The sequence below is a fragment of the Paenibacillus oryziterrae genome (genome assembly GCF_042610485.1).
Classification (GTDB): domain Bacteria; phylum Bacillota; class Bacilli; order Paenibacillales; family Paenibacillaceae; genus Paenibacillus_AQ.
Genome location: NZ_JBGJZO010000036.1, coordinates 1 through 16,894 on the forward strand (window position 1 = coordinate 1; position 16,894 = coordinate 16,894).

Here is a 16,894-nt window from a genome sequence, read left to right on the forward strand (position 1 = left end):
TACGTTTTTACAATGAAGATAGAGCACAACGAAAACTAAACAAGCTGACTCCTGTTGAGTACAGGAATCAGCTTGTATCCTAGGTCTTTTTTCAATGTCTACTAAATGGGGTCTTGACCAGAATTGACATTGGACTCTTTAATTTCAGCGTATCTCCTGTTAGACAGGATGGAAGAATGCACTCGTCGTTTTTTTCTGTACGATGAATGGGCACTCAACGCAGGTGCGGGAAATGATTTTATCGTGGAATATCAAAAAATCATCGATCGTGATTCAGAATCCCCGTATCAATATCAGGAATGGATGAAAGAAACAAAAGCTTTACAAAGACAATAACTATTGGGGGAACAAGTGATGTTTAATCTTTTATTTTATGAGACCAACAAGCCTTATGGTTGTTTCTCTAATTTCGCGAAATATCCCATTGAAGTTGAAGGTAAACTATGGCCGACTAGTGAGCATTATTTTCAAGCAGCTAAATTTGCGGGCACTCCCCATGAAGAGGAGCTTAGGCTGGTTGAGAAACCGATGGATGTTGCCCGGATGGGAAGAGAGCGGAGTCGGCCGTTAAGGGCAGACTGGGAACAGATTAAAGATGATGTGATGAGGAAAGCAGTTGGAGCCAAAGTAGAGCAATATCCCCATATTAAATCTATTCTGCTCTCTACCGGGAGCTGCAGTTTAATTGAACACACATCTAATGACAGCTATTGGGCAGACGGCGGAGATGGCACAGGAAAAAACATGCTGGGAGTTATTTTGATGGAAATCCGCAGTAGTCTGCCCGAATACACAGGTGAGTTCTATTTACCTCAATGGATTGCGTACCCTGATATTCATCCTTATGATATATTTTGGAGAATGGGTATGGGTGAAGGCTATGTTATGGAATATGGTCAATGGTTCTATGGTTTATCGAAAGAAGCCCAGGAAGAATATAATCACTATTTTGTTCCACCAAGAGAGTGGGAAGGAAAATAGGAATGAGCAGAATGGAGTTTCTAGGAATCATAACCACCGAATTTAGGGAAATCACGGTAAAGATCACGGTTTGTGGACTATAGATATATGGATTCGCATCCGGTACAATCCGGCCATCGCACACGTCAGGACACCAACGATTACGAATACTCCTCCGGCCTCAATCCACTCTGCTGCGAATGCGCCAATAATAGGAGCAATCAGCATTGAACTGGTCTGCATGGCATTGGTGAGAGCACTGACTGAAACGATCGTCTCGTCCGTAGTCTCCTTCTGGAGCAGATACCCGAAAGGTACCATACTATACGCACCACACCCGCCCAGAAGCAAGCATATTGGCAACCAGAAGCCTATACTATTCGGAAGCCATCCCAAAGCTCCACATCCTACAATTCCAATCAAAACACCGGTTATGATACCCGCAAGTGTCATTCGCGACAAAACACGAAGCTGCCAGCCATTCCAATGTCCTGCTGCAAGGGCGCCAAGCACACTTCCGGCTCCTACCGAGCCGATGATTAGACCGAATTGGCTCTCATCAAGCCCCGCTTCCTTCGCAACCATGACAAACAGGGCATCATATAAGAAGATGAGGAAAAAAAGCAGGGATGAATATACCACCCCTGTCTTCAATTCGGGACGTTCGGCTATATACTGCCAGGCTTCCCTGATCACTGATCTTGATTTACCGGCCCCCGTTGTTTCACCGGGAGAAGACCATTCTTGTAACCCATACAGGATGAGTGCCGATAAGGCGTAGCAGCAAGCTCCAATGAAGAAGGGGGAACGCCCGCCCCATACTGCAACAATGCCGCCACCGATCATGGGCCCCACTATTTTCATCAGATTTACAGACAGCTGGCTTAAAGAAGAGGATTGTGCCCACTGATCGGGTTCAGTCAGCTTCTTAACGGCGTGTTGTCTGACCGGATCAAATACCGAACTGACACTCATTTTGAGGAATACAAATAGTAACAGCATGATAAGAGAGTTAGACCAGATTAGACCAAGAAGAAGGAATGCCCGCAGAATGTCGCAGAGGATTAGCAGCTTGCGTCCTGAGATGTTGCTGGTTTTTGCGCTCAGAAAAGGCCCGACGATTACCCATGGAAGACCCATGCACACGGATAATGCAGCAAGAGCAAGAGAACCCTGGCCCCAACCGTACACGATCAACGTTCCTAGAGCTACGAAATCAAGCCAGTTCGCGAGATCGGATAGAAGCTGCCCCATAAATAGTTTGCGGAATTGCGGTCGTTGCAGGGGTACCCATAATGCTTTTTTCTTAACTTTTAATGCAGATTCCATTTATTTACCTCCGACAAGTTGTTTTCTTAACAATAAGGCTTCTATGTCAGAGGATTATCAGAGGGAATTATAAATGCTCACTTAAACAGAATTGAAGATAAGGATCGATCTGATCTTTGATTTCCGAAATTCCGAGACGAAGGAGTGTGTGGCTCCATTCTTTATCGTAGGTATCGTGAAGTTCCATCCAGCCCGAACGTTTCGAGAAATAAAGTATCGTATACAAACCCTTGAGCAAGTGGATAGTGAAATGGGTTTCTTTTATAATATCGATTCCTTCATGTATCTCTTTAATAGCTTCCATTGGATTCGAGGTATACATAGCCAAACCTTTATAAATAAGCATCTGCCCTTTCTCTCTCATGTAAGGATACAGCTGCCATTCTTCCTCTGCCTGTCTCAAATCCTTCTTAAGAGCAGACCTATTCTCAGTATATAGGTCATACTCCAGCTTCATATTGTTCACGTAAGGAATTAACCCGTCCCATTTCTGGCGTTCAACTTCTGCCGCAAGGTTATCAAGCTTGAGCTTAGCCTCCTCGAAGTTTCCCCAGTCCATGAGCATGGAAGGATAAATGATGACCTCAATCTCATGGTGCAGAACGGGGGGCAGAACTTTCCCTCGAAGAGCCGCTTCCAGATATTTGCGGTTGCCGGCAGGGTTTATCAGTTGGTTCAATACCAGCAGGCTGAAGAGGCGCTCCCCTAAAGGATGAACACCTTCCTCGAGCAGAAAGCCTACATTACCCTGCATCAACTGCACGATAACCTGAAGCGGACTAGTCAGTTCATAACCGAATATTTCTTTATTTTGTGCCAGGGTAAAAAGAGCATCGCCGCGGCCATACCGTAGATACGTGTCGGAAATATCCTTCATGTCCGCTTTATACGCTGAATTCTGAAGCAGTGGATTCTCCAGATTAGGTGACTTCTGTAGTTGCATCCGGTATCCCATTCCCCGAACCGTTTCAATACCGATCATAGGGTGCCAGGTGCTAAGTTTTTTCCGCAGTCGATAGACGTGGTCGTCCACAGTTCGATCCGTCGGAGACTCCATCCTCCACACGGCATCCAGCAGCTGTTCCCGGGATAAGGTTTGACCTTTATTGAGATACAGGTAGTTCAGCAAAGCGAACTCTTTGGGTAAAAGCGGGATTGTGCTGTTGTTCCAAGTCACCGTTAAGGTGCCTGGGTCCATTTGGATGGAATTCATGTAATGTCGTACTCCTTGCCGATTGTTAAATGATTGCTTCTAGTATAGACAGAGGTTTAACATTACGACAAGAGGCCGTTAAAGGACTATACAACCCGTACATGCTTTTTGTCTGGAAACTTATGAGAAAGGCGAAATGATGCATGAGAGACATTTTTCGTCCCCTTTTTCAGGAACCAGCGAGGATACAGTGACAGGTACACTTCGTGGAGTAAGAATATGAGGTGAATAGGAAGGGGAGTGATTAATGTATGAAATTCCAACGTAAGGTGCTTGAATACCATAATAGAACAATATCGGTATGGATTCCGGAAGTGATTCCGGATTACTTATGGTTTGCTGAACCGATTGTTGATTCCAGGGCGTTGTTCGGTAACTCTGAAGGCTATCGCTTTATACGTGATTTACTTCTGATTGCTGCAAACCATAAAACGAAAGATTCCATGTTCTATGTACCTATTCCACAAAGGCCACATCAAAGCCCTTATATGTCGATTCCGGAGATGGAAAATTGGTATAAGGTTGGCGACTTTGAACTTGATCTTGTACTATTTAATTATCATTTCACTCAACTGACAACAAAAGACGTAAAGACGATCCTATCTTCCTTAAAGTATTTACCCGGCGTAGCATTTAATATTGAGCCCGACCAGCAATTAATCAGACAGCACATAGAAGAGTGGAATCGCTGGAAGTTGAAAAATACACTGAATACGAAAGCTCACTCGCAATATTTGATTATTTCAGCTGAAAAAGAAATGCTGATTCACCTCGCTTATCAGGCGGATTCATTTACCAATATAAAAGACGATTCGCAACATAATTACCATGCACATACTCACGCAGACCTCCTAGGAACCTCCAAGAATAATGGACTCAACTTTTTTTACTACCTGCCTGCTGCGCTGGAATAAGTTCGTTTCTAAATCTAGTTTTTCGCTTACATTATTTAGGGGGAGTGGTATATTTGAATGAGTTGATGGAGAACACTCGGTATTGAAAAAGAAATACAGATACAACCTATGAAAGAAGATGATGACGTGAAGCTGCTTGTCTATATTTTCTTTATCATCGCTTATGCGCTGGTTACTTTTTTTGGGCTAGGACCTGTTATTTTTGCCGACGGTTCAGATAAAGAAAGAATTATTACGCTGATCATAGTTTTGGCCGTTTATGTACTGCTAACCGTGTTGCTTCGCTTGATCGTGAAAAGAATTTCTAAGTAACTCGCTGCAGTAAATGAAGATATTCGCAGACATAGGAGGTGAACCTGTTGGCCGGACAGAGTGAAATGAATGTCCCTGCTAATACATGTCATATCCTACCGAATGGTATCGTAGTGAAACATCGTTCGGGAGAAGAATATAAATTTGTTGTCTGGGGCAGAGACCGGATTATTGAGCGGGTCAATCAAGCCATACAAGGAAATAAGAATTAAAAAATGAAAGATCGATGTTCCCGATAGATAATGTTCAAAAAGGAGACTTGTGTATGAGACTATCCGATTATGAATATTTGGCTTTAGCATTTAAAGAAGCGGAACAAGCTTTGGCTGAAGGAACATACCCTATTGGTGCAGTTATCGTAGATGGAGCAGGGGAAGTTGTCAGCACAGGCAGAAATCGCGTTTTCTCGGAGTGAGATTGCACTGCACATGCGGAAGTAGATGCTATCAGAAAAGCAGGGTACCGATTACTAGATTTACGCGGTAAGAGATTTATCAGGAATGATCTGACCCTCTATACGACTTGTGAACCTTGTCCTATGTGTTCGTGCACGATTCTGATGTCGGGCATTAAACACATTGTATGGGCTGCATTAAACGTCACGGTAAGCGGATTGAGGGTCTTTTTCTGCTGTGTCCTTGTGTCATTGCCGAAGCCAGCCAAAGGCGTGTGCCAGAGCACACTCTTTTAGCAGAAGATAAAGCTTTACTAGAACGGCTTCAGCCGGATGAGCGCGAAGAATTCTCTTCTATCGCTGTGGTCCAGAACGAATACATATGGGAACGTTACAACAAGGAGATAGTGGCCGGGTTAAACCTTGCAGATGGGCAGTTTATGAAGAACATTAAGCAGAATGCGTATGCGTTTAGTTTTGAGCTTGATGATATTTATGAAAAGCCGACATTGATCTTGGCCGGACGCCAGGATTCCTTTGTAGGCTACAAGGATGCATGGGATCTGCTGGAGCAATATCCCCGGGCTACCTTTGGTGTGATTGACCGCGCAGGCCATAATCTTCAATTGGAACAGGTAGACATTTTTAATGTGATGCTTAGCGAATGGCTGGGCAGAGTTAAAAGCCCGAGTACCTGAATAACGTGGGAGGTTTCGATGATTGTGAGAAGAATAGATGTGGCTGCTGCACTAATCTATGATGAATCCCGGGAAAAAGTATTGATGGTAAGGAACCAGACAGGAGATTCCTCCTATTGGAGCTTGCCTGGAGGAGCTGTAGAATCTGGTGAGACGTTAGAAGAGGCGGTCAAACGTGAAGCAAAAGAGGAGACTGGACTGGAAGTAGCTATGATAAGCCTGCATTCGTTGCGGGAAGTGTTTTTTGCCGGAAATCAGCATCATGCGTTTCTATTTACGTTTGAAGCCAAGATCATTGGCGGTGAGATTAACGTGTCAGATCCCGATAAGGAAATACTGGACGTTCAATGGGTTAAGATTAACACGGCGAATGAGATTATGTCACAGCTGCCGGTAAAACTCTTTCTGGATCCGTTGAACCGGAATGGTATCTCTTATTCATTTCACGGGACGGTGTGAGAGTTAATGGATTTGTTGATTAATAGGACAAGCTCAGCGATAATGAATTCAGAGAAAGCTGGTGCAGAACATGAGGATTGAACATATAGCGCTCTGGACCAAGGATCTTGAACAGATGAAAGCGTTCTACGAGAAGTATTTTAATGCAGTCTCCAATGAGAAATATACCAATACTGTGAAACAGTTCGAGTCTTATTTCCTCTCGTTTGACGACGGGGCGCGAATGGAGCTTATGACTAAACCGGATTTAGTGAATGGGGATCATAGGCTGGCTCTACATGGGTATGCGCACTTTGCATTTTCAGTCGGGAGCAAGGAGAAAGTACTGGAGATTACAGAAACATTGCGAGTAGACGGGTATACTATTCACAGCGAACCGAGAACAACTGGAGATGGGTATTTTGAGAGCGGGATCCTGGATCCGGAAGGCAATTTGATTGAAATCACTATCTAGGAGGGGCATAAATGGTTGGAATCAAGTATGAATCAACGGATGAATATATTCGTTCGTTTCCTGAAGCTATCCAGATGAAGCTGGAGGAGATCAGGGGAGTTATTAAAGAGCGGGCGCCACAGGCGAGTGAGAAGATCAGCTATAGTATACCGACCTTTTATCTGAACGGTAATCTTGTTCATTTTGCCGGTTATGCGAATCATATCGGTTTCTACCCGGGTGCAGCCGGGATAAGTAATTTCACGGAGGAGCTGTCCAAATATAAGTCTGCCAAAGGCTCCGTGCAATTTCCGATGGACGAACCACTGCCAGTGGAGTTGATTCAGCGTATTGTAGACTTTAGAGTCGCAGAGAATATGTTGAAGAAGAAAAAGTAAAGAACTTGTATGTCCTTACCTTGAGAGACGGTTAAAGTCGAATTAGACTTTGCTGTCTCTTTTTTGTCATACCATTATTTACTCCATTCGGTATAATGAAAAGGGAAATGATTCCATTCGAAGGACTGATTGTGTTGGAAGCAAATATTGAAGAGAAGATCTTCTATAGGGGGCAGGTCAATTATATATTCGATAAGACGATAACGATGTACCCATGTGAGCTGATCATCACAGAGCAAACCATGCTTCTGAAGACCAAGGTACCTTTAATGCACTCCTCAATTACTATCAGCATAAAGGACATTACAAAGGTAGAGAGAAGAAATGTATTCAAATTCGTTCCAAGCCGGCTAAGGATTTACACTATGGATGGGAACGAGCATACGATATCCACATGGGATCGTGAAGGGATCTGCCGTGCGCTGGATAAAGCAAAAACAGTATGAAAGGAAAGGATCATTCACTGTGGCAGAGACGATTAAGTTATACACCGTTTGCATGATTGTTTCCGGAGATAAGATTCTGCTTCTCAACCGGCAGCATGATTCATTCCGTGGATATATTTCGCCCGGAGGCCGTATAGAATTTCCCGAAAGTCCCACAGAATGTGCAATTAGAGAAGTGAAGGAAGAAACCGGGCTGACCGTAAGCAACCTTGTGTATAAAGGGCTTGCCGAATATATGAATCCGGGTCAGGAAAGATATATGATTTTTAATTATATTACCTATGATTTTACAGGAGAATTACTTCAAGGAAGCCGGGAAGGCAAACCGGAATGGGTTGCGCTTGCTGACCTCGAAACCATTGAAATGCAGGAGAACATCCGCAAGAGAATTCCACTGTTCTTTGATGAAGGCACGTTTGAAATTCACGTGAACCGGTGTGGCGCATGACCACTTTTTACTTTATCCGCCATGGTGAGCCTGACTGGAAGTTGAATGAGCAGTATAAGCTTCGGGGACATGGTAGAGATCTGGTGCCGCTTACTCTAAAGGGAATAGAGCAAGTCTATGAAGCCGCACAAGATGAAAGACTACGTAAGGCGCAGATCATCGTATCGTCACCGTACACGAGGGATGTCATGGAATGGTCATACGTACACAATATGACATTGAAGATATACCACACGCGCATGTGATTGAAATGGAATTGAATTCGAAATGATTCCAGTGATTAAGGAGTGCTAAATAAATGGAGTTGGATCGTTTACGGTTTCCTATTGGGCATTTTGAGCCAATAACCAACCCGACTAGTGAACAGCGTACAGCTATCATTCAACAGATTTCTGCATTTGCAAAAGATCTTCGGGAGTTGGTATCGGCCTGCAGTCCACAGCAGCTTCAAACTCCATATCGCCCGGGCGGCTGGTGCATCCAGCAGATTATCCATCATATGGCGGACAATGACATGAATGCATACATAAGATTTAAACGGGCATTAACCGAGCGCGAGCCAATGTCAGGTACTTACCGTGAGGATTTGTGGGCAGAGATGTGTGACTACAAAGATGCACCTATAGAGCTATCATTAACACTGTTAGAAGCTCTGCATGGCCGTTTTTTGATTTTACTCCAAGGATCAAAGCCGGAAGATTTCAAAAGAACGCTAAGGACCGAGGTGCTGGGCACGATTACACTGGAGATTGCACTTCAAAGATTTATTTGGCATAACCGTCACCACATGACACAAATTAGTACGCTAATAGACAGTATGAGTAAAGGTACGTAACGAACAAACAAATTGAACATTAAAGGAGAAACATCATGAAGAATATTGAACTTAAAAAAGTCGGGGCAGTCAGTGCTTTTAAAACCACATTATATATCGCATCGATTCCAATCGCCGTAATGGCGGTAATCGGTGTTATTGTTAGTATTGTCGGTGCTGCATTAGGGGATGCCTCAATGTTGGCAATGGCTATTCCTTTTGTAGTGATGCCCTTCATCATGCTGGGGATTTATGGACTGTTCAGTATGCTTATGGCAGTGCTTTATAATTTTATGGCCGGCAAATTTGGAGGACTCGAACTGGTAGTTACAGAAAAAAACACTCATCCGATTTATGAGGACAAGACTTTTACCTACTAATAATTCTGAAGGGAATGAGTTTGGTAATGAATAACCAGAATAGCAGTCTTCCTACAGGTCTGTCTAAACCAGCCCAGCGTGCACTCGCAAATGCCGGATTGGACAGTCTTGAACAGCTTACACAGCGGAGCGAGAGTGAAATTAAGCAATTGCATGGCATTGGACCCAATGCGATCAGACAGCTTCATGCTGCGCTCGAAGCACAGGGGTTGTCATTTAAGAAATAAGATGTTTACATGGAAACCTTTTACAGTCAGTGTTCGTTAGAGATGTAGGAGGTGCTGAATGATCGAACTTAAGAAATTTCAGACTTTGACGTTGATTATCCTCATGTTTATCTTGAGTTCGTGCAGTTTTGGACAGTCACAAGAGATTCCAGATAAACCTTATAAGCCTGAAATCACGAATAACCGTACGGAGCTTGAATATATCGGTGGCAGTTCCTGCTGGTTCGGGACAAATACAGAGGTTGGAGAATGCTCCGATCCGTTAGCTCCGGAGACGTTCTACAAGATGATTCGTGATCAGGCATCAGGTTCTCAAGTTGAGCCTGGGAGCAAAGTGAAAATCAGGTTTTCAGTTAAACCGGAGAAGCTTTACATTGGCGTACTGAAAGATGACTTGAATCAGAAAAAGGTTGAACATAACAATGGGTCATTCCAAGTGTCTACGGAGTCAGGTTACTATCAGTACGTTGTAAGTGCGGATTGGGGCGGGCATAACACAGCAAGTTATCATTTTGGGGTGTATGTGAAGTAAGGAATGGATTTCCGAATTTTTTAAAAAATATTAAACAGCCCCTGGAGCGGACTCCAGGGGTTTGCTTATGGTTGAAGCTTCTTCAGTCCGGTAACAAAAATGGTGAGGGTACCCTGCAGGATTTGCTCCTTCGTGGATCCGTATGCCTTCTGATGGTACAGAAAGAGATCCGGACTAAGGGCAGCGATCAAGGCGGTGGCGGTAAAATGAGCATCCATTGGGATGATCTCACCGGATGCTGCAGCCTGCTTCAACAATTCGGCTATGATGACATGCAGCCTTTGAAAGATGGGATGCTCGAACTGGGTCAGCTGATGTTTACCGGTAAATTCCGATTTAATCAGATGGAGCAGGTCAGCGTGTTGATCGATGTAATCGATGACTTTTTCAATACATAGTCTGAGCCGCATTAGCGTATCGTTAGAAGTTGAGGGGTGAACGACCTCTTCCTCCAGTTCGGAGAGAAAGTGTTTAGAGCTACTGCTGAGCAGATCGGAGCAGATTTCACCTTTGTCTGCGTAACGGCGGTACAGTGAGCCCTGGCCGATTCCGGCTTTTTTGGCGATTTGGTACATGCTCACTGAGCCAAGTCCGTGTTCGGAGAATAACTGCCGGGATGCTTCCAAAATTCGTTCGCGGTACAGGTCTTTCTCTGGTTGCTTTCTCCGGCCCTTCGTCAAACCTGCTGTCGGGAGTCCAGATCCTTCTTCGGATGGAGTAGATCGAGTAGGTCTCATAGATACAGCTCACCTTTCAGTAATATATTCATGGCTTACAGAAAAAGCGAAGAATTTATTTGACTTAACGGACAAATGTCCGTACACTAAGAAAGCAAATGCGGACAGTTGTCCGTTAAATTGATTATAAAGATAAAACCGAGCTGCGGTCAATGTAAAGCAAGCTGCAAGCTGGGTAACAGGAGGAGAAAGAGAATGGAGCATACGGTGAAATCGGAAGCTGACTTTAAACTGACCAGTATTCTGGTGCCACTTCTGGCCATTATTGCCGGAGTCTTTATGGTTGTACTGGACAGTACCGCAATGAACGTGGCGTTATCCAAGCTTGTAGATGATTTTCATACTAATCTTACTACACTTCAGTGGGTGGTAACAGGATATATGCTGGCTCAGGCGTCTGTGATTCCTTTGTCAGGTTGGCTCTCCGACCGTTTTGGTGCTAAGAGAGTCTTTCTTACTGCGATCGTTGTGTTCACGTTAGGATCTATTCTATGTGCAACACCTAGTTCAGCCCATTGGCTAATCGTGTTTCGCGTTCTACAGGGACTTGGTGGCGGTTGCGTACTGCCAGTGGCTATGGCTTATGTATACCGACTAAGCCCTAAGAGCAAAGTAGGGGTAGTTATGGGTATCATGGGGATCCCGGTGTTATTCGCACCTGCAATCGGTCCGGTATTGTCCGGCTGGCTGGTGGAGTATCACTCCTGGCGCTGGATTTTCCTGATTAACATTCCTATCGGAATTATTTGTATGCTGATTGGATTGAAAAAACTGCCGAAGGTCGAAACCAGTCGTGTTCCTGGAATAGATAAGTATGGGATGGTATTAGGCCCGCTTGCATTTGCTTCATTGTCATATGGTGTTAGCCAAGGTGCACAAGGATGGACTTCGGACAAGACACTTATTGGACTTGCTGTTGGTGCTGTAGCCCTGATTGCTTTCGTAATAGTTGAATTACGTACGACTACTCCACTGCTTGAGCTGCGCGTACTGCGCTCCATCGATTTCAGTGCGGGGATTCTTGTTCAGTGGGTAGCCCAGTTCGGGCTTTATGGCGCGTTGTTTCTGCTTCCGCAGTTTCTTCAGCAAGCCAGGGGTTTCGGAGCCTTCGATACCGGACTCACGCTGCTCCCGCAGGCGATTGCTTCAGGTTTGATGATGCCGATAGCCGGCATATTGTTTGATAAAATCGGTGTCCGATGGCTGGTCGTGTGCGGACTAAGTCTAGTGTCCGGCGCCTTGTACCAGTATTCACACGTAGATCTTACAACAGAAAGCCGTGATGTCATTCTGCCGCTGATCATGTGCGGTGCGGGCATGGGCATGATGATGATGCCGATGAACACACATCTGCTGAACAAAGCGCCAAGTCATCTGGTGAACAGGGTTACCTCGTTGACCAATTCCATGCAGCAGGTGATCAACTCGCTTGCCGTATCCACATTGGTGACAATTCTGACTTCAAGAGCGACAGCAAGAGGCGTCGAAATGAAGGAGGCTGCGGCTCAAGCTGGTGCGGGGGCAGGCAGTACTTCTCCCGAGGCAGCGAAGCATTTTGCAAAGATGGTTCTAGCCAAAGGTTTTGATGATACCTTCCATATTATGATGTTTGTTGCGATTGGCGGTGCTGTGCTTGGATTACTTCTGCGGAGAGGTAGTAAGGCCCGTCAACAAGGTACCGAGAAGGTACGCGCTGAAATCATGCACGGTTAATAATGCTTATCTGATATCCTCGGCTTCTTCTTAGAAGCCGGGGATATTTTTATTGTCAGCAGGACAAAACAATGAAGAAGAGAGATATATATTGAACTTAAGAACTTAGCAAAATGGTGAAAGTAACGAAGGAGGATTTTTGGAACTGTAGGAGCGAGAGCGTCCGCCCGAAAGCTTTCCGTAGGAAAGCTCGCAACGGAAGCATATGCTGTCTCCGGATTTCAACCGCAAACAGCGGTTTTAATCAAGAAATCTGGAGACAACAGCGGCCGGAAGTCCAAACATCCACCGTAGTTACAACCCTACCAAAATGGATAAATCTTAGATCCACTATATAATATCAGTGGTTTCGAGCTCATTCTCATAATTCCGATTATATTTATCGGAAAAAACTATTGACGGACCTGACATGAGAGTGTACTATTCAAATTGCAGGTTAAACCTTGCGAAATACAGAGATATAACTGGAGAGGGGAATTTTCAAATGAAAAAAATGAGTATGATGATCCTATTGGCGCTGACGGTGGTGCTTCTTGCCGCTTGCGGTAATAATGCCAATACCAATAATGCTGCTGAACCTACAAAGGCTGCTAATGAAGGTGCAGCACCGGCAGAGCAAAATAGCCTGGAGGCTGTAAAAGCAAGCGGCAAACTTCGCATCGGTACAGAAGGAACTTACGCCCCATTCACATTCCATGATGCAGATGGCAAGCTTACCGGCTTTGATGTTGAAATCGCCGAAGAGGTATCCAAACGTCTGGGCGTAGAACCTGAATTCATTGAAACGCAGTGGGATGGTATTTTCGCCGGTATGGATGCTAAACGTTTTGATGTTATTTTTAACGAAGTATCTATTACCGATGAACGCAAAGAGAAATATGATTTCTCTGTTCCATACATCGTATCCAAAGCCGTATTGATCGTAGCGGAAGATAATCAAGACATCAAATCCTTTGCTGATCTGAAAGGTAAAAAAGCGGGTCAGTCGCTAACTAGCAACCTGTCCAAGATTGCTACCGACAACGGTGCGGAAATCGTAGCTACTGAAGGCTTTAACCAAGCCATTGATCTTCTGACTTCCGGACGTATTGATGCAACCGTGAATGACGGTTTGTCTTTCCTCGATCTGAAGAAGCAGAAACCGGATGTGAAGATCAAACAAGTGGATGAAATTGCTGAAGGTTCCGAGAGTGCGGCAGTCTTCCTGAAAGGAAACGACGAGCTGGTTCAAGCAGTTACTGATGCTCTGAACGAAATGAAGAGTGATGGAACGTACCTGACAATCTCCGAGAAATATTTTGGAGCAGATGTATCCAAATAATCTTGACTTAAGGCATTAAGCGCCAATAGGTCTGTAAAGGATGTCTGAACAATGGATGACCGCAAAATACAAATACTATTGGATTCGTTGCTGCCCCTGTTTAAAGCAGGGGTAGCTTTTACGATTCCGTTGACACTCGTTTCATTTGCAATCGGACTTATGCTTGCGGTATTAACCGCACTCGTACGGCTATCTTCCTGGAGCATACCCAAACTCATTGCCCGCTTTTATGTCTGGATAATTCGTGGGACACCACTGCTCGTGCAGTTGTTCATCATTTTTTACGGACTCCCGTCAGTTGGCATTATTCTAGATCCGTTCATTGCTGCTGTAATCGGATTCTCGTTAAGTGTAGGGGCTTACGGTTCGGAGATTGTCCGGGCTGCCATTATTTCTATACATAAAGGTCAATGGGAAGCTGCCTACTCTGTCGGTATGACTCGGGGACAGGCGTTACGACGGGTAATTCTGCCTCAAGCCGCTAGAGTATCGGTTCCGCCGCTGGCGAATTCTTTTATCAGCCTGGTGAAGGATACCTCGCTGGCATCGGTCATTACGTATGTGGAGATGTTCAGAAAGACCCAACAGATCGTTGCCACAACGTATGAGCCTTTGCTGCTCTACTGCGAAGTGGGTCTGATCTATTTGCTGTTCTCTTCCGTGTTGTCCGCTCTGCAAAACTACCTGGAGAAACGGCTTAGCCGGTACTCTGCAAGTTAAAGGGGAAGATGAGCTTGATTGAAATCGTAGATTTGCATAAATCGTTTGGCCCGCTTGAGGTGCTTAAGGGCGTGGATTTGAAGCTGGAGCACGGAAAGGTGCTTGTCATCATTGGTCCCTCCGGTTCAGGAAAAACAACGCTGCTGCGCTGCTTCAACCTTCTGGAGGTTCCGGATCGGGGAAGCATTACGCTTGGAGATTCCAAACTCACCTTTACAGGGTCTGCCAAAATTCCACGAAAAGATGTTCTGGAGCTGCGCAAAAAGACGGGGATGGTGTTTCAGTCGTACAACCTGTTCCCGCATATGACGGCACTCGGAAATATTATGGAAGGCCAGATAACGGTGCAGAAGCGTCCGAAGGATGAAGCAAGGAAACGGGCTTTAGCACTGCTTGAGAAGGTAGGATTGCTCGACAAAGCGGACTCGTATCCGCACCAGCTGTCCGGAGGGCAGCAACAGCGGGTGGCCATTGCCCGTGCGATGGCGGTAGAGCCGGAGGTTCTCCTGTTCGATGAGCCGACCTCGGCGCTTGATCCCGAGCTGGTCGGTGAAGTGCTAAAGGTTATTAAGCAGCTGGCAGCAGAAGGAATGACCATGGTTATTGTTACGCATGAGATGAAATTCGCAGCCGATGTGGCAGACAAAGTTATCCTGATGGATGGCGGGTACATTCTGGAAGAGGGAACTCCACGTGAGGTTCTGGAACATCCAAAAAGCCAGCGTGCACTGCAGTTTCTGAACAGGCTGAGCGGTGCGGAAGAATAACCATTAATTGAATCTGACTCCAATCAAAAAGGTGTCCCTGTACCACTCACATGGTATATGAGACACCTTTATTGTTGGTAGAGCCAGTTCTTACTGAACCGGAGGTGTGTGTGATTTCAGGTATTCCAGCGCATTGTACACCATTACGGCTGCTTCGGCGCGTGTGATTTCGCTTTTTGGATTGAATTTGCCGGAGGCATCCAGTGTAGTTAGTTTGTATTTAAGCGAGCGTTGAATGCTGCCTTGATAGGAGACATCCATCGCGCTGTCATCGGCAATATCAACCGGAATAATATTAATCATCGGCAGACCGCCAGCCTTCTCCATACCTTGAACCAGAAGGGAAGTGAACAGCTCTTTGGTCATTGGCTTTGAAGGATCGATGTTCTTTGGAATATCAACTCCATTATAGTGGGCATTGATAAAGGCTTCAGCATACCAGGCATTATCTTTAACATTCGTGAAAAGTTCGCTGGCAACAGGAGCTTTGTTGAAATCAATAGCAGCTAGGCTGAGCTGGAGTCCGCCGGAAATAAACTGGATAGCCTGCGCAGCAGTTACTTTGGATTGCGGCAAGAATTGGGTGTCCGGGAACCCTTTAATCAAGCCCTGATCCTTCAGGGAAGTGATTTTTTCTTTTCCGCTAACATTTCCGAGATCCTTGAAGCCGTCAGTAGCAGCCAGGATTTGACCTCCCATGGAGAAGGAGAGAAGCGATATGGTTGTCATTGCAGCGAGTGCACTTTTTTTCATGTTCATAGGTGTTCACCTCGTATTAGATTGGGGGGCTTCGAGTAGCCTCTCTTATCCACTCTAACGAATCAATAACCGGGAATGTTGCAGAGTGGGGACGGATTTAATTTTAGTGCCCGATTACAGAATCCGTAGTAATAAACGTAATCGTGAAAAAGACGGGGTTGTCCCAAAATGCAGCAGCTCTGCAGCGCGGGAACCCTCGTCTTGATTAACATGCTATGTAGCGTTTAACCTCTGTTAGGAACAAAAGATCTGATCCATGATCCGAAGTTTCCCGGATTGCGGCTTTGCACGAGTACAACACCCTCACCACGGAACCGGCAGACGATGGCTTCACCGCTGGTCAAGCTGCTGATCCATCCGGACGAAGCTTTTTCAATCCGGTATTCCATATAATCCGGCCAAGCCACCAGGTGACCGTTATCAATAATCATCTCTTGCCCGGGCTCCAGATTGATCGCATGGATGGCACCGAAGGAGGAGAGGAACACAGTGCCTTTACCGCTGATTTCAACAATGAAAAATCCTTCGCCAGACAAGAAGCCCCGCGCCAAATTCTGCATTTTCGTATTGACCTGAATCCCGTGAGTTCCTGCCAGGAACCCGTCTTTCTGAACATACAGCTTATAGGAGCCGTCAAGCTCTACGGACTGAATATCACCGATTGCTCCAGGCGACAGGAGTACTTCACTTTGTCCCCGGGTAGCTGTAAGCTCTTGGAAAAAGAACTTCTCTCCGCTTAGCATTCTTCCAAGTCCCCGCATGATTCCACCGTCGACAGTCCCTCTAAGCTCCACATTAGGCGACATCGCGACCATGGCACCCATTTCGGCTTTAATGCTCTCACCCGGATCCAGATTGACTTTAAGCATGGCGAAAGCACCTTCGTATAACACCTGATACTGCATTGTGAAATTCCTCCA

27 protein-coding genes and 2 pseudogenes are annotated in these 16,894 nt (G+C 45.4%); 24 read left to right on the forward strand and 5 right to left on the reverse strand.

The genetic code is table 11. From position 1 onward, the window contains the following. From ACAN55_RS22500 to ybiA, 3 genes and pseudogenes are all read left to right on the forward strand, one after another. Nucleotides 1-83, forward strand: an 83-nt coding sequence (locus tag ACAN55_RS22500; protein ID WP_379138427.1) for an IS3 family transposase, incomplete at its 5' end; no start/stop codon positions are given. An 85-nt stretch (nt 84-168) separates the two neighbouring features. Beyond that, nucleotides 169-336: a hypothetical protein gene (locus ACAN55_RS22505; RefSeq protein ID WP_379138313.1), complete on the forward strand. Its 168-nt coding sequence runs from the start codon at nt 169-171 to the stop codon at nt 334-336. Between the two features lie 18 nt (nt 337-354). After that, nucleotides 355-774 (forward strand): annotated as a pseudogene (gene ybiA, locus ACAN55_RS22510) (riboflavin biosynthesis intermediates N-glycosidase); the annotation flags it as partial. Nucleotides 775-1,044: 270 nt separating this feature from the next. On the opposite strand, the gene ACAN55_RS22515 reads toward ybiA, so the two are convergent. Continuing rightward, entirely contained in the window at nt 1,045-2,289 is a 1,245-nt protein-coding gene (locus ACAN55_RS22515) for an MFS transporter (RefSeq protein ID WP_379138319.1), read from the reverse strand. A 67-nt stretch (nt 2,290-2,356) separates the two neighbouring features. Further along, a complete protein-coding gene (locus ACAN55_RS22520; RefSeq protein ID WP_379138322.1) occupies nt 2,357-3,502 on the reverse strand; it encodes a winged helix-turn-helix domain-containing protein in 1,146 nt (381 codons plus the stop codon). A gap of 97 nt (nt 3,503-3,599) precedes the next feature. On the opposite strand from ACAN55_RS22520, the pseudogene ACAN55_RS22525 reads away from it, so the two are divergent. From ACAN55_RS22525 to ACAN55_RS22605, 17 genes and pseudogenes are all read left to right on the forward strand, one after another. After that, a pseudogene (locus ACAN55_RS22525) lies at nt 3,600-3,716 on the forward strand (isomerase); the annotation flags it as partial. A 37-nt stretch (nt 3,717-3,753) separates the two neighbouring features. Further along, nucleotides 3,754-4,416, forward strand: coding sequence for a hypothetical protein (locus ACAN55_RS22530; RefSeq protein WP_379138325.1), 663 nt, complete (start codon nt 3,754-3,756; stop codon nt 4,414-4,416). 108 nt (nt 4,417-4,524) lie between these two features. Continuing rightward, complete coding sequence (locus tag ACAN55_RS22535) at nt 4,525-4,728, forward strand: DUF6954 family protein (protein ID WP_379138328.1); 204 nt, start codon at nt 4,525-4,527, stop codon at nt 4,726-4,728. Between the two features lie 47 nt (nt 4,729-4,775). Further along, complete coding sequence (locus ACAN55_RS22540; RefSeq protein ID WP_379138330.1) at nt 4,776-4,940, forward strand: hypothetical protein; 165 nt, start codon at nt 4,776-4,778, stop codon at nt 4,938-4,940. A gap of 53 nt (nt 4,941-4,993) precedes the next feature. Then, a complete protein-coding gene (locus tag ACAN55_RS22545) occupies nt 4,994-5,143 on the forward strand; it encodes a cytidine/deoxycytidylate deaminase family protein (RefSeq protein ID WP_379138333.1) in 150 nt (49 codons plus the stop codon). A gap of 30 nt (nt 5,144-5,173) precedes the next feature. After that, on the forward strand, nt 5,174-5,419 hold the full coding sequence (locus ACAN55_RS22550) for a deaminase (RefSeq protein WP_379138430.1): 246 nt from the start codon (nt 5,174-5,176) through the stop codon (nt 5,417-5,419). After that, nucleotides 5,311-5,820: an alpha/beta hydrolase gene (locus ACAN55_RS22555; RefSeq protein WP_379138336.1), complete on the forward strand. Its 510-nt coding sequence runs from the start codon at nt 5,311-5,313 to the stop codon at nt 5,818-5,820. Before ACAN55_RS22550 ends, ACAN55_RS22555 begins: the two co-directional genes overlap by 109 nt. A gap of 18 nt (nt 5,821-5,838) precedes the next feature. Beyond that, entirely contained in the window at nt 5,839-6,279 is a 441-nt protein-coding gene (locus ACAN55_RS22560) for an NUDIX domain-containing protein (protein ID WP_379138338.1), read from the forward strand. Nucleotides 6,280-6,349: 70 nt separating this feature from the next. After that, the gene (locus ACAN55_RS22565) at nt 6,350-6,733 is read left to right on the forward strand and encodes a VOC family protein (RefSeq protein WP_379138340.1); all 384 of its coding nucleotides are present in this window, start codon (nt 6,350-6,352) and stop codon (nt 6,731-6,733) included. An 11-nt stretch (nt 6,734-6,744) separates the two neighbouring features. Next, complete coding sequence (locus ACAN55_RS22570) at nt 6,745-7,110, forward strand: iron chaperone (RefSeq protein WP_379138343.1); 366 nt, start codon at nt 6,745-6,747, stop codon at nt 7,108-7,110. Between the two features lie 134 nt (nt 7,111-7,244). Beyond that, entirely contained in the window at nt 7,245-7,556 is a 312-nt protein-coding gene (locus ACAN55_RS22575) for a hypothetical protein (protein WP_379138345.1), read from the forward strand. 19 nt (nt 7,557-7,575) lie between these two features. Continuing rightward, a complete protein-coding gene (locus tag ACAN55_RS22580) occupies nt 7,576-8,004 on the forward strand; it encodes an 8-oxo-dGTP diphosphatase (protein ID WP_379138347.1) in 429 nt (142 codons plus the stop codon). Continuing rightward, on the forward strand, nt 8,001-8,249 hold the full coding sequence (locus ACAN55_RS22585) for a histidine phosphatase family protein (protein WP_379138350.1): 249 nt from the start codon (nt 8,001-8,003) through the stop codon (nt 8,247-8,249). Before ACAN55_RS22580 ends, ACAN55_RS22585 begins: the two co-directional genes overlap by 4 nt. A gap of 53 nt (nt 8,250-8,302) precedes the next feature. Then, complete coding sequence (locus tag ACAN55_RS22590; protein ID WP_379138353.1) at nt 8,303-8,839, forward strand: YfiT family bacillithiol transferase; 537 nt, start codon at nt 8,303-8,305, stop codon at nt 8,837-8,839. A gap of 35 nt (nt 8,840-8,874) precedes the next feature. Beyond that, nucleotides 8,875-9,198, forward strand: coding sequence for a hypothetical protein (locus tag ACAN55_RS22595; RefSeq protein WP_379138356.1), 324 nt, complete (start codon nt 8,875-8,877; stop codon nt 9,196-9,198). 14 nt (nt 9,199-9,212) lie between these two features. After that, nucleotides 9,213-9,425 carry a helix-hairpin-helix domain-containing protein gene (locus ACAN55_RS22600; RefSeq protein WP_379138359.1) on the forward strand — a complete coding sequence of 71 codons (213 nt, stop codon included), beginning with the start codon at nt 9,213-9,215 and terminating at the stop codon, nt 9,423-9,425. Between the two features lie 58 nt (nt 9,426-9,483). Further along, nucleotides 9,484-9,957: a hypothetical protein gene (locus tag ACAN55_RS22605; RefSeq protein ID WP_379138361.1), complete on the forward strand. Its 474-nt coding sequence runs from the start codon at nt 9,484-9,486 to the stop codon at nt 9,955-9,957. A gap of 65 nt (nt 9,958-10,022) precedes the next feature. On the opposite strand, the gene ACAN55_RS22610 is transcribed toward ACAN55_RS22605, so the two are convergent. Next, nucleotides 10,023-10,694 (reverse strand): TetR/AcrR family transcriptional regulator, encoded by a 672-nt coding sequence (locus tag ACAN55_RS22610; RefSeq protein WP_379138364.1) that lies wholly within the window; start codon nt 10,692-10,694, stop codon nt 10,023-10,025. A gap of 195 nt (nt 10,695-10,889) precedes the next feature. Here ACAN55_RS22610 and ACAN55_RS22615 point away from each other — a divergent pair, with 195 nt between their 5' ends. The 4 genes from ACAN55_RS22615 to ACAN55_RS22630 all read left to right on the forward strand — a co-directional run bounded on the left by ACAN55_RS22615 (nt 10,890) and on the right by ACAN55_RS22630 (nt 15,215). Continuing rightward, nucleotides 10,890-12,407, forward strand: coding sequence for a DHA2 family efflux MFS transporter permease subunit (locus ACAN55_RS22615; RefSeq protein WP_379138367.1), 1,518 nt, complete (start codon nt 10,890-10,892; stop codon nt 12,405-12,407). A gap of 484 nt (nt 12,408-12,891) precedes the next feature. Continuing rightward, a complete protein-coding gene (locus ACAN55_RS22620) occupies nt 12,892-13,728 on the forward strand; it encodes an amino acid ABC transporter substrate-binding protein (protein WP_379138369.1) in 837 nt (278 codons plus the stop codon). A gap of 51 nt (nt 13,729-13,779) precedes the next feature. Then, nucleotides 13,780-14,448: an amino acid ABC transporter permease gene (locus ACAN55_RS22625; RefSeq protein WP_379138373.1), complete on the forward strand. Its 669-nt coding sequence runs from the start codon at nt 13,780-13,782 to the stop codon at nt 14,446-14,448. 14 nt (nt 14,449-14,462) lie between these two features. Next, a complete protein-coding gene (locus ACAN55_RS22630; protein WP_379138376.1) occupies nt 14,463-15,215 on the forward strand; it encodes an amino acid ABC transporter ATP-binding protein in 753 nt (250 codons plus the stop codon). 90 nt (nt 15,216-15,305) lie between these two features. Here the strand turns inward: ACAN55_RS22630 and ACAN55_RS22635 are convergent, their stop codons facing one another. Next, nucleotides 15,306-15,974 carry an S-layer homology domain-containing protein gene (locus ACAN55_RS22635; protein WP_379138378.1) on the reverse strand — a complete coding sequence of 223 codons (669 nt, stop codon included), beginning with the start codon at nt 15,972-15,974 and terminating at the stop codon, nt 15,306-15,308. A 224-nt stretch (nt 15,975-16,198) separates the two neighbouring features. Further along, nucleotides 16,199-16,879 (reverse strand): TIGR00266 family protein, encoded by a 681-nt coding sequence (locus ACAN55_RS22640; protein ID WP_379138381.1) that lies wholly within the window; start codon nt 16,877-16,879, stop codon nt 16,199-16,201. Between the last annotated feature and the right edge of the window lie 15 nt (nt 16,880-16,894).

Coding starts and splice junctions, on each gene's coding strand:
- ACAN55_RS22505 (WP_379138313.1), top strand. CDS start 169: ATGGAAGAATGCACTCGTCGTTTTTTTCTGTACGATGAATGGGCACTC.
- ACAN55_RS22515 (WP_379138319.1), bottom strand. CDS start 2,289: ATGGAATCTGCATTAAAAGTTAAGAAAAAAGCATTATGGGTACCCCTG.
- ACAN55_RS22520 (WP_379138322.1), bottom strand. CDS start 3,502: ATGAATTCCATCCAAATGGACCCAGGCACCTTAACGGTGACTTGGAAC.
- ACAN55_RS22530 (WP_379138325.1), top strand. CDS start 3,754: ATGAAATTCCAACGTAAGGTGCTTGAATACCATAATAGAACAATATCG.
- ACAN55_RS22535 (WP_379138328.1), top strand. CDS start 4,525: ATGAAAGAAGATGATGACGTGAAGCTGCTTGTCTATATTTTCTTTATC.
- ACAN55_RS22545 (WP_379138333.1), top strand. CDS start 4,994: ATGAGACTATCCGATTATGAATATTTGGCTTTAGCATTTAAAGAAGCG.
- ACAN55_RS22555 (WP_379138336.1), top strand. CDS start 5,311: ATGGGCTGCATTAAACGTCACGGTAAGCGGATTGAGGGTCTTTTTCTG.
- ACAN55_RS22560 (WP_379138338.1), top strand. CDS start 5,839: ATGATTGTGAGAAGAATAGATGTGGCTGCTGCACTAATCTATGATGAA.
- ACAN55_RS22565 (WP_379138340.1), top strand. CDS start 6,350: ATGAGGATTGAACATATAGCGCTCTGGACCAAGGATCTTGAACAGATG.
- ACAN55_RS22570 (WP_379138343.1), top strand. CDS start 6,745: ATGGTTGGAATCAAGTATGAATCAACGGATGAATATATTCGTTCGTTT.
- ACAN55_RS22585 (WP_379138350.1), top strand. CDS start 8,001: ATGACCACTTTTTACTTTATCCGCCATGGTGAGCCTGACTGGAAGTTG.
- ACAN55_RS22590 (WP_379138353.1), top strand. CDS start 8,303: ATGGAGTTGGATCGTTTACGGTTTCCTATTGGGCATTTTGAGCCAATA.
- ACAN55_RS22595 (WP_379138356.1), top strand. CDS start 8,875: ATGAAGAATATTGAACTTAAAAAAGTCGGGGCAGTCAGTGCTTTTAAA.
- ACAN55_RS22600 (WP_379138359.1), top strand. CDS start 9,213: ATGAGTTTGGTAATGAATAACCAGAATAGCAGTCTTCCTACAGGTCTG.
- ACAN55_RS22605 (WP_379138361.1), top strand. CDS start 9,484: ATGATCGAACTTAAGAAATTTCAGACTTTGACGTTGATTATCCTCATG.
- ACAN55_RS22610 (WP_379138364.1), bottom strand. CDS start 10,694: ATGAGACCTACTCGATCTACTCCATCCGAAGAAGGATCTGGACTCCCG.
- ACAN55_RS22615 (WP_379138367.1), top strand. CDS start 10,890: ATGGAGCATACGGTGAAATCGGAAGCTGACTTTAAACTGACCAGTATT.
- ACAN55_RS22620 (WP_379138369.1), top strand. CDS start 12,892: ATGAAAAAAATGAGTATGATGATCCTATTGGCGCTGACGGTGGTGCTT.
- ACAN55_RS22625 (WP_379138373.1), top strand. CDS start 13,780: ATGGATGACCGCAAAATACAAATACTATTGGATTCGTTGCTGCCCCTG.
- ACAN55_RS22635 (WP_379138378.1), bottom strand. CDS start 15,974: ATGAACATGAAAAAAAGTGCACTCGCTGCAATGACAACCATATCGCTT.
- ACAN55_RS22640 (WP_379138381.1), bottom strand. CDS start 16,879: ATGCAGTATCAGGTGTTATACGAAGGTGCTTTCGCCATGCTTAAAGTC.